Raw genomic sequence first — 13628 nt, 5'->3', positions numbered from 1 at the left:
GATCAGGCCAGTCGCAGACCGAGATGATCGGCCATAGGCTGAAAGTCTCGGTCGTTGTGCAGCAGTTCGTATCCGTTTTCGATGCAGTAAGTGCCGATGATGAGGTCGTTGTTTTTACGGATCGTATAACCGCGCCCCCGTAGGAAGCGGTAATTCGAGGCAGCCTTGATAGCGAGTTGGGGAGACATCATCGCGACGCAGGGAAATTCGCTTAACATTTGCTCCAGACGGCGAGCATGTTGGCCGTCGCGTGCACCCTGAAGAACCTCCAGGAGAACAATGTCTCCGACAAGGATGTTACTCTGCGTTATGGCGGTGCGAAGCTTTAAAGCGAGGGCGGGTGAATCTTTTCGAATGAGCGAAATCCATGCAGACGTATCTGCGACGATCATTTGGAATCCTCTACGTCCCAATCCGTTTCAGCATCCCAGTCCGTCCGCATCTCATCCAGATTGCCTTCCCAGCCCATGCCCTCTAATGCATCAAGCGCACGCATTTGACGGTGAATGCGCACGAGATCCCGCAATGCCTTTTCTACCGTCGCTTTTTTGGTGGAGAGACCGGTTATTTCCATCGCCTCGGCGATCAAGGCGTCATCAAGTTCAATGTTGGTGCGCATTGGGAAAACCCTTGGTGTATCGATTTTCGAAACAATACACCAAGGACGTTTTTAGCGATATCAATTTTTACTGGAATGCCGTCTCGTAGAAGCTTCTGAGCTTGCGCGAATGCAGCGTTTCCGTTGGCATGGCGGCGAGTTTCTGCACGGCGCGGATGCCGATCTGCAGATGCTGGGCAACCTGCGTGCGGTAGAACTCCGTCGCCATTCCCGGCAGCTTCAATTCGCCGTGCAGCGGCTTGTCGGAGACGCAGAGGAGGGTGCCGTAGGGCACGCGGAACCGGAAGCCGTTGGCCGCGATGGTGGCCGATTCCATGTCGAGTGCGATGGCGCGCGATTGCGACAGGCGCTTGACCGGGCCCGCCTGGTCGCGAAGCTCCCAGTTGCGGTTGTCGATCGTGGCGACGGTGCCGGTACGCATGATGCGCTTCAGCTCGAAGCCCTCGTAACCGGTGACTTCCGCAACCGCACCTTCCAGCGCCAGCTGCACTTCCGCGAGAGCCGGGATCGGCACCCAGACCGGCAGGTCGTCGTCCAGAACGTGGTCCTCACGCACATAGGCGTGTGCCAGCACATAATCGCCAAGGCGCTGGCTGTTGCGCAGGCCGGCGCAATGGCCAACCATCAGCCAGGCATGCGGGCGCAGCACGGCGATATGGTCGGTGATCGTCTTGGCGTTGGAAGGGCCAACGCCGATATTGACCAGCGTAATGCCGGCATGGCCCTTTTTCTTCAGGTGATAGGCTGGCATCTGCGGCAGGCGGCCAAGCACCGCATCCGTGTCCGGCCTGTCGGAACCGGCGGGGGTGATGATGTTGCCCGGCTCCACGAAGGCCGTGTAGCCTTCGCCACCATTCTTCATCAACTGCCGCGCCCATGCGGCGAATTCGTCGATATAGAACTGGTAGTTGGTGAACAGCACGAAGTTCTGGAAATGGCTGGCGCTCGTTGCCGTATAATGGCTGAGGCGGGCCAGCGAATAATCGATGCGCTGCGCGGTGAACGGCGCAAGCGGCGCGGGTTCGCCGGGCACCTGATCATATTCGCCATTGGCGATGAGATCGTCGGTGTTGTTGAGATCGGGCGTGTCGAAAAGATCGCGCAACGGCACGTCGGACAGCGAGGATGCCGCCGCCGCCTCGACATAAGCGCCTTCGCCGAAGGCGAAATGCAGCGGAATGGGCGTGGCCGATTCGGCAACCGTCACCGGAACGCCGTGGTTCTTGATCAGAAGCCCCAGCTGCTCTTTCAGGTAGTGGCGGAAAAGCTCCGGCCGGGTGATCGTCGTCGTATAGACGCCGGGGGAGGTGACATGGCCATAGGAAAGGCGCGAATCAACATGACCGAAAGTGGATGTCTCGAGGCTGACCTGCGGATAACAGGCGCGGTAGCGGCCGGTAATCGGCGCACCCTTGGCAAGTTCGGTGAAGGAGTTGATGAGGAACGCCGTATTGCGTTCGTAAAGCGCGGTCAAAGCCTCAACAGCTTCTTTCGGGTCCGTGAACGTCTGCGGCGCGAAAGGCTCGGGGCTGATGAAGGAGAAGGGCGGAATCGTTCGTTTTGCTATTGTCATGGCCCATTATAGGAGGCCTATTTCGACAGGCAAGCGACAGAAATACGAAGAAACTGAAAAGAAACGGAAAAATGGCTGCGGCAAAGGGCAGGCGGTGAAATCTCAGCCGAGCGCGCCGCGTTGCAGGCTCATCAGCAGCACGAAACCCGCGCCTTTGGATGCCGGGCGGGGATCTGCCTTGTAAACTGCAAGTCCCGCCACCGGGCCTAGAAAGATCGATGCCATCAGCACCAGTCTCAGTGCGGAAAACAGGCCGTTGGAAAAGATCGTCGTCATCGGCTGGTCCTCACAGCACGACGGGGCAATTGGCGGCGGGTGCCGGGCTGTGCTGGCAGGCAAGCGCCGCACCCGCATTCACCCGCTGAAAGCTGCGGTTGGGATTAACGACGAGCGAGGCGAAGGACATGGCGAAGATCGCCATGAGAAACGCGAAGATTGCCAGCCGGCTGATCAACTTTGTCATGTCCATTCCCCTTTATTGGAGTTCATGGACAGAGTTTTGCCACACTCGGACTGAACGGACCCTGAGACCCCGGTTCATATGGTGTTCAGGGAGATTAACGGGGGCGTGAAGGGATAAACTGAGACGGCGGATGGCTTAACGGAGCGGACCGGAATGGAGTTTCATCCATCAATCTATGTTGATCAGGGTTTATCCCGATCAAGTTCAATTTTGACGGACGCTTTTCCTGTAAGCCATTGTTCCACGAGTATTTGTAATTTTTGTTGCTGATTTTGGCTTTCAAAATCCACAGGAAATGATTTGATATCCAACGGGAAAGAAGCCTCGCCATTAAATATCCTAGCCAGCCCCTGCCTAATCACTTCTTGTTCACTCTCAACTCGGGCGTGAGCCTGTGGAGCGTAAACTTCGCGTTTTAATTCCAGTCGAGTGAAGTCATAGTGCAGTGCCGCAGCTAATCGGAAAAGTAGCTCTTGAAACAATTCAAGCCTTTTTTGTCCCCATAAGTTCGACTGTATTTCAGAGTGATCGGACAGGTGGTCTAAATATTCTTTCCAGGCCGAAACTACCTCTTTGTACGATTTTTTCCGTCCATAGAACTCAATCGGAATTGCGTTGAGTGCTTCCACATGGTTCGGAGAGAGATTAGCCAGTCTCGTTGCCATTAGTACGCGGAATATCTGATTCTTGCGGGCATTTTGTTCCCGGCGGAGGTCGGTCCATCTCTGCGCTTGAACCGCTAATATTGGACCCATCAACGTCGCGAATACAATGGTCCAATCAGAGATTTCCATGGCAACCCCAAAGTTGAGATACGCCTCTTATAGATTCAGAATGAAGAACATGCCAGAAGTCTGACAACGCAGATAAGAGATATCCACTGAAAGCCTTCAATCGTTAGATGCGAAGGCTGATACGATCTACCGCCATCTCTAAGATGGCCGCTTTTAACTAATAGTAGGCTGGATTTTTCGTTACTGTCGCTTAACCGTGTCGTGAAAACACCGGACGCCGCTTGTGGCCGCGCGTCCGGTGAAGAACAACTCTTACAACCGCGTCCAGGTCTGGGATTTGCACAGGATTTTCAGCACGCAGCCCTTCATGCTCAGCGAATTGCCGGAAACGGTGCCGGAGCCGCTATAGGTCTTGTCATTGGCGGGATCGGTAATATCGCCCGAATAGCTGTTTCCCTTGCCGGAAAGCTTGCCGATCTGTTTTCCCGCATGTTTGCCTGTCTTCAGCGTCACGCAGAAAGCTGCGCCGCAGGGGCCGATTACGGCTGTCTCGCCGCTCGCCGTCTTCCAGTTGCCTTCAATGGGCTCAGCAGCAAAAGCAAGGTTGCTGCCGATCAGCAGGCCTGCGGCAATCATCATCACACGCTTCATAAAAACTCCTCCGTCCATGTCGCGCTTTCTTTGCCCGTTTCGTCCTCCGCACGGGCATGCGGATAGTATTTGACGTTCACGTAAAAGGAAACAGAAAATTCCAGCTGCGAGACTGCATTTGCGTCGGTCAGGAGAGTGGGAGAGGGGCAATTCGAAAAACCGTTGTTTGGATCGTGGTGAATGAAGGGTTGAAATCCAATTCTAAAGTTTTCGTAAAATTCGCTCGAAAGTCCTTAATTTCCGCACCTCGTGATATTTAACAAAAACCCAATTTTACCAATCGTTTGCAGTTTGTTTGCGGCCCATTAATCATGCCTTTTAAGCGCCCGTTGAAAGCCTCATGACATATTGGGGTCATCAAAAGCGCAGGGAAAACCTGCCGGCCGGAAGAACAAAAAAGCCGCAAAAGACGGCAGTTCCAAAGGTTAGCCTCGACAAGAAGGCAATTGATGAAACAGGCGAGAAGACAGGGATTAAAACGATGGCACGCTTTGAAATTCGCGATATCGAAATGGCAGTTGCCGGTGGCGAAACCCGCGCCGACACCCTTTGCAATCTCGGCCTGGTCTATGCGACCGGCCGGGGATGCAAGGTGAATCTGGTCGCCGCCCACAAATGGCTCAACATCGCCGCGATCCGCGGATCGGAAAGAGCCGCTTCGCTGCGAGCAGATCTTGCCCGCAACATGACCAAGGCGGAACTGGCCGAAGCGCTGCGTGCCGCACGCGACTGGATGACGATGCACTGACGCACCTTATCCGCGACAGAATTTCCGGTCCGGTTCCCTCCAGTCCCGATGACCGGTACAAACGAAAGTAAACCCGAAGGGGAATGCGGCGAGGGCTTTGAAAAGGAGCTTTTGCGCTGACACATCAAACCGCGACCGGCAGGAACAAGGCCGGCGCGGTTTTCTTATGTCTGGCGATGTCGGTTGATGGAAAACGATTCGCGAACAGGGGTTTGTCAGAGGATGTTGAATCGATGCACGCAATGGTCGATCGCACCATATGCCGCCTGGCTCGCCATCCTCATCCCTTTGCCTGCCACGGGAATCCAGCCGGCACACGTCTGTGTGGCGAAAGACTCCTTTCAGCCCAAGGACTTGGGCTGGCTCGATTCCTCGTGACAAGAACAGGAATGAGGAGAAGGCAAGCGAAACCTCAACCCAGCGCCTTGATGACCTTCGGCAATGCCTGTTCAAAAAGATCAAGCTTGTCATCAGGTCCCACACTCACACGAATGCAGCGGTTGAGCGGCGCCACGCCCGGCATGCGGATGAACACGCCATGTTCCATCAAGCCGTCGACGATGGCGCGGGCGTAAGTGCCGTCGCGCTGGCAATCGATGGTGACGAAATTGGTTGCCGACGGCAGGGGTGAGAGGCCGTTATTGCGGGCAATCGCGGAAATGCGATCTCGAGCCACCGCAATTTTTCCAACGACGTCATGCAGATAGGCCTGATCCTTCAGTGCCGCCAATGCGCCGGCGACCGAAACGCGTGCCATGCCGAAATGATTGCGGATCTTGTCGAAGGCTTCGACATTGCCGAGCGTGCCGATGGCATACCCCACGCGGGCGCCGGCAAGTCCGTAGGCTTTCGAGAAAGTCCGCATGCGCAGGATGTTCGGCTGGCCGATAAGGGCGTCGATGCTTGGCACGGCGCTGGCAGGTGCGGTCTCGCAATAGGCCTCGTCCAGAATGAGCAGGCAGGTTTCCGGCAGCGCACGGGCAAAGGCCACGACCTCGCTTGCCTCCCACCAGCTTCCCATCGGATTGTCGGGATTGGCGAAATAGACCAGCGGTGCATTTTCCCGGATGACGAGATCGAGAAGCCCGTCGAGGTTCTCGTGATCGTCGACATATGGCGTGGTCACGAGTTTTCCGCCAAAGCCGTTCACATGGTAATTGAAGGTAGGATAACCGCCGAGCGAGGTGACCACCGGCGTTCCCGGCTCAACGATTAGCCTGGCGATCTCACCCAGCAAACCATCGACACCGCCGCCAATGGCGATATTGCCACGCGAAACGCCGTGGTGGATGGCGAGCGCTTCCTTCAGTTCGAAATTTTCCGGATCGCTGTACATCCAGGTCTCGGCCGCCGCATCCCGCATGGCCATAAGCACGGATGGGGCAGGACCGAACCCGCTTTCATTGGCGCCTATCCGCGCTTCCACCTTCAGGCCGCGGCCCCGCTCGATGGCTTCCGGGCCGACGAAGGGAACGGTTGAAGGAAGAGAGACGGCAAGCGGCGTAAGACGTGAGAAAGCGGACATTGGCTGAGATTTCCAGTACCTGTTTGAAAACCCGGCACACAATAGGTGCAAAAAAACCGGACGCAAGTCGCGCCCGGTTACCGGATGCCTGTTTTGGAACAGTTTTTTCCACCGTCGCGCCGTGAGAGAAAGACTCGGCCGCGAATCGGCCGATGCGGCTCAGACGCTGGTCTCGAAACTCAGCCTGCGCACATGGTGCAGGAATTCCGCGTCGATCAACATGTTGAATCCGATGGTGACCTTTTCCTCTTCCCTGCGGATCAGGTTGCAGCCGATCTCATCGCGAATGCCGAGAATTTCCAGATAGAAGTTAGTGGGCATCTCCAGATGCGGGCTGACCTCGATCTCTGCGCCATAAAGCGAGATGCTGCGCACCAGGCAGCGCATGGTATCCTTGGCGCTGAGGTGATGCCCGATGAAGGTGATCTTTCCGGGCCGGTCGATCTGAAACTTCTCGTATTGCTCGTCCTGCGGGACGCTTTGACGGTGATCAATATGTAAAGCCATGACAACCTCCCGGATTGCCTTTTCCTGATGCCGATTTTAACGCGGCTTCCTTGCCAGTGCGTGAAGGAAATCCGCGCAATTGTCTGTTGTGCGTCTCGACATGGGCCAGACCGCCTGTCGGAAGCCGATGTTTCCCTTGAGAAAATGCATCCGGCTCCTTCCGGTTGCAAGGGTGTCGCAGTCTGGGGTGATAATGTGTCATGCTTGCACCGGGCTGGTGGCGCTGTACGGTTGACGCGGGCCGTACTTGGCGTTACGCCTGATCCCGCAATATGGCTTCGCAGGGTGCGGCAAATCTGCCCATTGGCGATTGTTCTGGGAGTGGAATGTGGCGGGAAGGCTGGTAATCGTCGGGGCGGGGCAGGCCGCTTTCGCGCTGGCGGCAAAGCTCAGGGCGCTGAAGGATGAGCGCCCCATCACCATCATCGGCTCGGAGGATGCCTATCCTTATCAACGGCCGCCACTGTCGAAAAAATACCTTTTAGGCGAGATGAGCTTCGACCGGCTAATGTTTCGGCCTGAGGAGTGGTACGCGGAAAACAATGTCGATATCCGGCTCTCCACCTTCGTGGAGGAGATAGACCGCGCTGCCAAATCCGTTCGCATGCAGGATGGCAGCACGCTTTCCTACGACAAGCTGGTACTGGCGACCGGTGCTGCACCACGCGAGCTGCCCGCCAGCATCGGCGGCGATCTCGAAGGGGTTCTGACCGTCCGCGACAAGCGCGATGCTGACCGGCTGTTTGAGGAAATGAAACCCGGCCGCAGGCTGCTGGTTATCGGTGGTGGTTATATCGGTCTGGAAGCGGCAGCCGTCGCCCGCAAGCTCGGTCTCGAGGTCACGCTGATCGAAATGGCCGACCGCATTCTCCAGCGCGTGGCGGCAAAGGAAACCGCCGATATCATGCGCGGCATCCATCAGGAGCACGGCGTCTCCATCCGCGAAAAGACCGGCCTCGTGCGGCTCGTCGGCATGGATGGCCGGGTGGCCGCTGCCGAGCTTTCCGATGGTTCGGTGCTTGACGTGGATTTCGTCATCGTCGGCATTGGCGTAACCCCGAACGATCGCCTTGCCCGCGAATCGGGCCTCGATGTCGGCAATGGCATCGTGGTGGATGAACACACCCGCAGCTCGGACAAGGATATCCACGCGGTGGGGGATTGCGCGTTGCTGCCGTGGCGGAGCCAGCTTGTGCGTCTCGAATCAGTCCAGAACGCGGTTGATCAGGCCGAGGCCGCCGCTCACGTACTGGCAGGCGCTGAAGTCGCCTATGATGCCAAACCCTGGTTCTGGTCGGATCAATACGAGGTAAAGCTGCAGATCGCCGGCTTCAACCTCGGTTATGACGAGACGGTGCTGCGGCCCGGCGCGCGCGAAGGCAGCTGGTCAGTCTGGTATTTCCGCGACGGGCGATTCGTGGCGGTTGATGCCGTCAACGATGCCAAGGCTTATGTTTCTGGCAAAAAACTGCTCGATACCGGCGCTGAACCGGATCGCGCCATCCTGGCGGACCCGTCCGCCGATCTGAAATTACTGCTTTCCTGAGGACATCATGCCCGCTCCCGAAAATCGTTTCAAAACAGCCATCCACGCTGGTAGTCCGCAAATCGGCCTCTGGCTCGATATGGGTGAGGCCATCACGGCGGAAATTGCCGGAACAGCGGGTTTCGACTGGCTGGTCATCGATGGTGAACATGGCCCGAACGATCTTCGCAGCATCATCGACCAATTGCGCGCTCTCGCCACATCGCCCGCCGAACCGGTGGTGCGTGTGCCTGTTGGCGAAAGCTGGATGATCAAGCAGCTGCTGGACGCAGGCGCCCGCACGCTTCTGGTGCCCATGGTCGATTCGGCGGCGCAGGCTGAAGCTTTGGTCAGCGCGATGCACTATCCGCCGCGCGGTATTCGCGGCATGGGGGCGGCGGTTGCCCGCGCCTCAGCCTTTAACACCATAACCGATTATGCCGACAGTGCGTCCGACAGCGTGTGCCTGCTGGTGCAGGCGGAAACGCGCGCCGCGATCAATGATCTCGACAATATTCTTGCGGTGGAAGGCGTGGACGGCATCTTCATCGGCCCGGCCGATCTTGCTGCGGATATGGGCTATCTCGGCAGGCTGGACGAGCCGGAAGTGCAGGCCGTAATCGAGGCAGCGATCGTCAAGATCGTCGCGGCCGGCAAAGCTGCGGGCATTCTTACCTTCAACGAGACCTTCAATCGCCGTTATCTGGAACTCGGCGCATCTTTCGTGGCTGTTGGCGCCGATGTTACGGAGTTTTCCAATACACTGCGTGCGCTTTCCAGCCGCTACAAGGGCGGGGCAGCGCCTGCGCCATCCAAATCCGGATATTAAGTCTTAGTCATCGTTGCTGGCGTTCAGCTTTTCCGGCGGAATGCCTTCTTCGCCGGAAGCGAGATAACCGTTATTGATGAGTGTGGCGCGGACGATGCGCTGGATAGCCTCATCCCTGTCAATGCCGTGATCTCTCGCGAAATCCGACAATGCTTCTTCAAGATCGCTGCTGAACACCATTTCCGCCCCCTGTTCGTCAATTCTCTGAAATAAATGCAAACAGGCAAGGCGGAACGTATCCCGCCTTGCCTGAATTCTAGCCTCTAATGCGGCAATCAGCGCCAGCGATAAAGGCTGCTGTTCGAAGAACTCTGCTGCGTACCAGCACCGACCGCATAACCGATCGCAAAGCCGAGTGCGCCGACGATCGTCAGCAGTGAGGTTGCAGTGCCGGGGTTTTCCTTGACTGCTTCCACAACGTTCTGGCCCTGGGCGCGCACATTGCTTGCCGCCTTGCGAACGCGGCCACGAGCCTCATCCAGAAATTCGGATGCATCTTCACCAACGCCTTCCGCACGAGCGGAGACGGACTTGGAGAGAGACGAAATCTGCGAACGCAACTCCGCAATCTGGTTTTCGATCGTATCTTCGACAACATTCAGTTTGGTCTGAGCCATTAGAACACCTCTTTTTGTTACCGAAGCCAGAACGTGCCGGAAGAGAAGAAGTTCCCCAATGGCCCGCAAAGTTTCGCTGGCGGGTGTTCGGCCAACAGGTTTTTCGGCTTCTTGGCGAAAAACCCTTGCATTCATTTTTTTAAAGCAATAATCAGGCCGCACCGGAGAGGTGGCCGAGTGGTCGAAGGCGCTCCCCTGCTAAGGGAGTATACGTCAAAAGCGTATCGTGGGTTCGAATCCCATCCTCTCCGCCATTTCGGCACGCAGCCTGAAATTATAAATCTCCCTAAACAGCTACTTCTTCCCAGCAGGCACCCAAAGCATGCGTTTCCGCATGCCAGTTCGTTCTTCAGCACGTTTCGCGAAACGCCGGACCCCTGCGATAAACCGGATGATAGTGGAGAGAGCTAATGCGCCGACTCGATTCTGCCCCTCGTTTCTTGCAGGCAGTTATAAAGCACTCTGTACCCAAGTGACACACACACTTGTATCCCGCGCCGTTTTCGCGACTCGTCCCATAACGCTTGCGGACGCAATCGGCCAAACAATTGAAGTGCCGGAGCCTGCGAGCCGAATCGTTGATGGGGAATCGGTGGCGAACAGCTCGGGTTTCACTGTTGTTTCTATGTGCGCACCGGGGAGCCATACTAAGTGTGGGGCCGGAACGGGGCAAAAGATTCCGTCGCCCTTCCCCTGCGGGGCAAGGGATCTCCGAAAAGGCCTATAGTTTAGAAAGACCTTGTTAACCGCGCTAACTAACGGATTTTCAAGTCATTTCTTAACGCATGGTAAAGCCACCTATGGGCCGTGTGCCCACTGTGTGCTGTTTCCGCAACAAACCGAAATGAAGCATGTACGTAAATGCGCTTTATCGGATGTTGGCGATTGCAAGCGGCGAAACCTTTTGTATTTTCACGACCAGAAGCGAGGCGGTGGATCGTTTGGCTTCTAAGAACACGGGAATGGGGCAGGGAATGCTGTCCTTCGGCAAAAGTACCCAGACCCACTTAAAAACTTTGACTGGAGGTCAATCATGAACATCAAGAGCCTTCTCATCGGCTCCGCTGCGGCTCTCGCAGCAGTATCCGGCGCTCACGCTGCCGACGCTATCGTCGCTGCTGAGCCTGAGCCCCTGGAATACGTTCGCGTTTGCGACGCTTTCGGCACCGGCTTCTTCTACATCCCCGGCACCGAAACCTGCCTGAAGTTCGATGGTTACATCCGTTTCCAGACCGACTTCGGCCGTAACAAGTCCGGCACGTCTGACTGGGATTCGTTCACGCGCGCTCAGTTCAACATCGACACCCGCACCGACACCGAGCTCGGCGCTCTGCGTGGTTACATCGGTCTTCGTGGCCAGGCTGACAACGACAGCAACCGTGGCGTTGTTGTTGACCAGGCTTTCATCGAACTCGGCGGTCTGAAGGTCGGTTACTACTACAACTGGTGGGATGATGGTCTCTCTGGCGAAGTTGACGTACTCAGCTCTAACCAGACCCGTCTGAACGCTGTCCGCTACACCTACGACGCTGGCTCGTTCTACGTTGGTGTTGCTGTTGAAGAGCTGGAAGCTGCTCGCGGCGGTTCCAACATCTCCGACGACTTCCTAAAGGGCGGTTCGTTTGAGCGTGCGAACAACGTAGGTATCGACGCTATCATCGGCGCGAAGTTCGGCGCAGTTTCTGCCAACCTGCTCGGCGGCTACGACACCGATGCTGAAGAAGGCGCAGTCCGTGCTATCGTAACGGCTGACATCGGCCCAGGCACTCTTGGTCTCTCTGGCGTTTGGGCTTCTGGCGCAAACCGCTACTACGAAGAGTCCGAGTGGACCGTTGCTGCTGAATACGCCATCAAGGCAACTGACAAGCTGACCATCACCCCCGGCTTCCAGTACTTCAACACGATCGACCTCGGCGCTAACAACGACTGGGTTGGCGATCGCGATGCATGGAAAGCTGGCGTAGCTGTTGGCTACAAGATCACCCAGGGCCTCTCCACGCTCGTTTCGGTTAACTACCAGGACGTAGACGGCACCGAAGGTGTTGATACGGGTGCCGGCGACAGCTGGGTTGGTTTCGTTCGCCTTCAGCGCACGTTCTAATCTGATCTGACATCGTCAGTGATGGAAAGCCCGGCTCTTGAGCCGGGCTTTTTCGTTTGATGCACATTGGCGAGGGGCAGGCAAAGCGTCGATTGGCCGGCGTTTCGATATCCCGGCGACTTTCCGTTACGGCTTAAGTCGGTTTGTATCGTTGCCGATTCGTCTGCCACTCAACTGTTTTGGGCCTGTCGAACTGGGAACTGATTCTCTCCTGCTGCGGATGGAAGCATTGCTGCCGACAGCCCGATTTCCCACCAATGGCACCGCGTTTCAGACGATTTCCCATGGCGCAGCGATGTCAGAATTCTGGCGGTGGGATGAGGAATGACTTATCTCATTTATCGGCATTTCGCTTAAGTCGCTGAAAAGCATGAATTATTAACGTTTTGTTAGGAAGTGCTGCCCGTCGGTTAGAATTGTAGCTATTTCGCAACAATGCAAAACTAAGGTCCCCTTACTGTCTTCCTTTTGTCATCATTGGGATTGCCTCCCCGGCCGGTTTTGGCTCTAATCATCTCCATAAGCGGCACGCATTTAGTTGTGTTTCCCCACCCGCTGCTTAGAAAATTAAGCGTTTGACTGGAGGTCAACCATGAACATCAAGAGCCTTTTGATCGGCTCCGCTGCGGCTCTCGCAGCAGTATCCGGCGCTCACGCTGCCGACGCTATCGTCGCTGCTGAGCCTGAGCCCCTGGAATACGTTCGCGTTTGCGACGCTTTCGGCACCGGCTTCTTCTACATCCCCGGCACCGAAACCTGCCTTAAGTTCGACGGTTACATCCGTTTCCAGACGGACTTCGGTCGTAACCAGTCCGGTACGTCTGACTGGAACTCGTTCACGCGCGCCCAGTTCAACATCGACACCCGCACCGACACCGAACTCGGCGCTCTGCGTGGTTACATCGGTCTTCGTGGCCAGGCTGACAACGACTCGAGCCGCGGCGTAAACGTCGACCAGGCTTTCATCGAGCTCGGCGGCCTGAAGGTCGGTTACATGTACACCTGGTGGGATGACGATCTCTCCGGCGAAACCGATATCCTGTCTTCGAACACCACCCGTGGCAACGCTCTGCGTTACACCTACGATGCTGGTTCGTTCTATGCTGGTATCAGCGTTGAAGAACTCGACTCGGTACGCGATGGCAATTCCAACCTCGGCGTTGCCAAGGGTGGCGTCTTTGAAGGCCCGAACAACGTTGGCGTCAGCGGCATCGTTGGTGTTAAGTTCGGTGCTGTCACCGCCAACCTGCTCGGCTCTTACGACACGGACCAGGAAAACGGCGCAATCCGCGCTATCCTGTATGCTGACATCGGTCCCGGCACCTTCGGTCTCTCCGGCGTTTGGGCTTCTGGCGCAAACTACTACTACGAAGAGTCCGAGTGGGCAGTTGCTGCTGAATACGCAATCAAGGCAACTGACAAGCTGACCATCACCCCCGGCGCTCAGTACCTCGGCACGATCGATATCGCTCCTGATGGTGACTTCACCGGCGACAACGATGCATGGCGCGCTGGCCTGACGGTTGATTACAAGATCACCCAGGGTCTCGATGCCAAGATCGCTGCAAACTACCAGGACGTCGATGGTCCGACCGGCGACAGCTGGACCGGCTTCGTTCGCCTTCAGCGCACGTTCTAATCTGATCTGACATTGTCAGTGATGGAAAGCCCGGCTCTCGAGCCGGGCTTTTTCGTTTGAGTGCCGTGAAAGCGTAACTGCCCGGTGCATCCTGAAA

The 13628-nt window shown here is 56.6% G+C and carries 16 protein-coding genes and 1 tRNA gene; 6 read left to right on the top strand and 11 right to left on the bottom strand.

Features of this window, described 5'->3' with window-relative positions; all coding sequences use genetic code 11:
- Nucleotides 1-2: 2 nt before the first annotated feature.
- The 7 genes from vapC to ACQZ63_RS02255 all read right to left on the bottom strand — a co-directional run bounded on the left by vapC (nt 3) and on the right by ACQZ63_RS02255 (nt 4040).
- Complete coding sequence (vapC, locus tag ACQZ63_RS02285) at nt 3-392, bottom strand: type II toxin-antitoxin system VapC family toxin (protein ID WP_013635778.1); 390 nt, start codon at nt 390-392, stop codon at nt 3-5.
- The gene (locus ACQZ63_RS02280) at nt 389-619 is read right to left on the bottom strand and encodes a type II toxin-antitoxin system VapB family antitoxin (protein ID WP_113555899.1); all 231 of its coding nucleotides are present in this window, start codon (nt 617-619) and stop codon (nt 389-391) included. Before ACQZ63_RS02280 ends, vapC begins: the two co-directional genes overlap by 4 nt.
- A gap of 67 nt (nt 620-686) precedes the next feature.
- Nucleotides 687-2192 (bottom strand): AMP nucleosidase, encoded by a 1506-nt coding sequence (gene amn, locus ACQZ63_RS02275; protein ID WP_003512205.1) that lies wholly within the window; start codon nt 2190-2192, stop codon nt 687-689.
- A gap of 102 nt (nt 2193-2294) precedes the next feature.
- The gene (locus ACQZ63_RS02270) at nt 2295-2468 is read right to left on the bottom strand and encodes a hypothetical protein (protein WP_003512206.1); all 174 of its coding nucleotides are present in this window, start codon (nt 2466-2468) and stop codon (nt 2295-2297) included.
- A gap of 10 nt (nt 2469-2478) precedes the next feature.
- Nucleotides 2479-2661, bottom strand: a complete 183-nt coding sequence (locus tag ACQZ63_RS02265) for a hypothetical protein (protein ID WP_013635780.1) — start codon at nt 2659-2661, stop codon at nt 2479-2481.
- 176 nt (nt 2662-2837) lie between these two features.
- A complete protein-coding gene (locus ACQZ63_RS02260) occupies nt 2838-3449 on the bottom strand; it encodes a DUF6680 family protein (RefSeq protein WP_113555898.1) in 612 nt (203 codons plus the stop codon).
- Between the two features lie 252 nt (nt 3450-3701).
- Nucleotides 3702-4040 carry a DUF2147 domain-containing protein gene (locus ACQZ63_RS02255; protein WP_013635782.1) on the bottom strand — a complete coding sequence of 113 codons (339 nt, stop codon included), beginning with the start codon at nt 4038-4040 and terminating at the stop codon, nt 3702-3704.
- Between the two features lie 481 nt (nt 4041-4521).
- Between ACQZ63_RS02255 and ACQZ63_RS02250 the strand changes: the two genes are divergently transcribed.
- Entirely contained in the window at nt 4522-4788 is a 267-nt protein-coding gene (locus ACQZ63_RS02250; RefSeq protein ID WP_113556032.1) for a tetratricopeptide repeat protein, read from the top strand.
- A gap of 412 nt (nt 4789-5200) precedes the next feature.
- Here ACQZ63_RS02250 and ACQZ63_RS02245 read toward each other — a convergent pair whose 3' ends face one another.
- Both ACQZ63_RS02245 and ACQZ63_RS02240 read right to left on the bottom strand, forming a co-directional pair.
- Nucleotides 5201-6313 (bottom strand): pyridoxal phosphate-dependent aminotransferase, encoded by a 1113-nt coding sequence (locus ACQZ63_RS02245; RefSeq protein ID WP_111783198.1) that lies wholly within the window; start codon nt 6311-6313, stop codon nt 5201-5203.
- Nucleotides 6314-6472: 159 nt separating this feature from the next.
- Complete coding sequence (locus ACQZ63_RS02240) at nt 6473-6820, bottom strand: hypothetical protein (RefSeq protein ID WP_013635784.1); 348 nt, start codon at nt 6818-6820, stop codon at nt 6473-6475.
- A 328-nt stretch (nt 6821-7148) separates the two neighbouring features.
- Between ACQZ63_RS02240 and ACQZ63_RS02235 the strand changes: the two genes are divergently transcribed.
- Together ACQZ63_RS02235 and ACQZ63_RS02230 are read left to right on the top strand one after the other, a co-directional pair.
- Nucleotides 7149-8366 (top strand): FAD-dependent oxidoreductase, encoded by a 1218-nt coding sequence (locus tag ACQZ63_RS02235; RefSeq protein WP_113556031.1) that lies wholly within the window; start codon nt 7149-7151, stop codon nt 8364-8366.
- A gap of 7 nt (nt 8367-8373) precedes the next feature.
- Nucleotides 8374-9174 (top strand): HpcH/HpaI aldolase family protein, encoded by an 801-nt coding sequence (locus ACQZ63_RS02230; RefSeq protein WP_113555897.1) that lies wholly within the window; start codon nt 8374-8376, stop codon nt 9172-9174.
- A 3-nt stretch (nt 9175-9177) separates the two neighbouring features.
- Here ACQZ63_RS02230 and ACQZ63_RS02225 read toward each other — a convergent pair whose 3' ends face one another.
- Both ACQZ63_RS02225 and ACQZ63_RS02220 read right to left on the bottom strand, forming a co-directional pair.
- Nucleotides 9178-9354 carry a hypothetical protein gene (locus tag ACQZ63_RS02225; RefSeq protein ID WP_448799078.1) on the bottom strand — a complete coding sequence of 59 codons (177 nt, stop codon included), beginning with the start codon at nt 9352-9354 and terminating at the stop codon, nt 9178-9180.
- 95 nt (nt 9355-9449) lie between these two features.
- Nucleotides 9450-9791: a hypothetical protein gene (locus ACQZ63_RS02220; RefSeq protein ID WP_003512218.1), complete on the bottom strand. Its 342-nt coding sequence runs from the start codon at nt 9789-9791 to the stop codon at nt 9450-9452.
- Nucleotides 9792-9954: 163 nt separating this feature from the next.
- Between ACQZ63_RS02220 and ACQZ63_RS02215 the strand changes: the two genes are divergently transcribed.
- The 3 genes from ACQZ63_RS02215 (at nt 9955) to ACQZ63_RS02205 (ending at nt 13531) form a co-directional block, all read left to right on the top strand.
- A tRNA-Ser gene (locus ACQZ63_RS02215) sits at nt 9955-10045 on the top strand.
- A 779-nt stretch (nt 10046-10824) separates the two neighbouring features.
- Nucleotides 10825-11892 (top strand): porin, encoded by a 1068-nt coding sequence (locus ACQZ63_RS02210; protein ID WP_013635790.1) that lies wholly within the window; start codon nt 10825-10827, stop codon nt 11890-11892.
- Between the two features lie 592 nt (nt 11893-12484).
- Nucleotides 12485-13531, top strand: a complete 1047-nt coding sequence (locus tag ACQZ63_RS02205) for a porin (protein ID WP_065704838.1) — start codon at nt 12485-12487, stop codon at nt 13529-13531.
- The last annotated feature ends 97 nt before the right edge of the window (nt 13532-13628 follow it).

It is taken from the genome of Agrobacterium sp. CG160-95 (assembly GCF_053521725.1).
Note: the sequence above shows the minus strand (reverse complement) of the source record. Positions and strands in the feature narration are given on the sequence as shown.

Coding starts and splice junctions, on each gene's coding strand:
- ACQZ63_RS02280 (WP_113555899.1), bottom strand. CDS start 619: ATGCGCACCAACATTGAACTTGATGACGCCTTGATCGCCGAGGCGATG.
- ACQZ63_RS02260 (WP_113555898.1), bottom strand. CDS start 3,449: ATGGAAATCTCTGATTGGACCATTGTATTCGCGACGTTGATGGGTCCA.
- amn (WP_003512205.1), bottom strand. CDS start 2,192: ATGACAATAGCAAAACGAACGATTCCGCCCTTCTCCTTCATCAGCCCC.
- ACQZ63_RS02240 (WP_013635784.1), bottom strand. CDS start 6,820: ATGGCTTTACATATTGATCACCGTCAAAGCGTCCCGCAGGACGAGCAA.
- ACQZ63_RS02225 (WP_448799078.1), bottom strand. CDS start 9,354: ATGGTGTTCAGCAGCGATCTTGAAGAAGCATTGTCGGATTTCGCGAGA.
- ACQZ63_RS02265 (WP_013635780.1), bottom strand. CDS start 2,661: ATGGACATGACAAAGTTGATCAGCCGGCTGGCAATCTTCGCGTTTCTC.
- ACQZ63_RS02270 (WP_003512206.1), bottom strand. CDS start 2,468: ATGACGACGATCTTTTCCAACGGCCTGTTTTCCGCACTGAGACTGGTG.
- ACQZ63_RS02220 (WP_003512218.1), bottom strand. CDS start 9,791: ATGGCTCAGACCAAACTGAATGTTGTCGAAGATACGATCGAAAACCAG.
- ACQZ63_RS02230 (WP_113555897.1), top strand. CDS start 8,374: ATGCCCGCTCCCGAAAATCGTTTCAAAACAGCCATCCACGCTGGTAGT.
- ACQZ63_RS02205 (WP_065704838.1), top strand. CDS start 12,485: ATGAACATCAAGAGCCTTTTGATCGGCTCCGCTGCGGCTCTCGCAGCA.
- ACQZ63_RS02250 (WP_113556032.1), top strand. CDS start 4,522: ATGGCACGCTTTGAAATTCGCGATATCGAAATGGCAGTTGCCGGTGGC.
- ACQZ63_RS02255 (WP_013635782.1), bottom strand. CDS start 4,040: ATGAAGCGTGTGATGATGATTGCCGCAGGCCTGCTGATCGGCAGCAAC.
- ACQZ63_RS02245 (WP_111783198.1), bottom strand. CDS start 6,313: ATGTCCGCTTTCTCACGTCTTACGCCGCTTGCCGTCTCTCTTCCTTCA.
- vapC (WP_013635778.1), bottom strand. CDS start 392: ATGATCGTCGCAGATACGTCTGCATGGATTTCGCTCATTCGAAAAGAT.
- ACQZ63_RS02210 (WP_013635790.1), top strand. CDS start 10,825: ATGAACATCAAGAGCCTTCTCATCGGCTCCGCTGCGGCTCTCGCAGCA.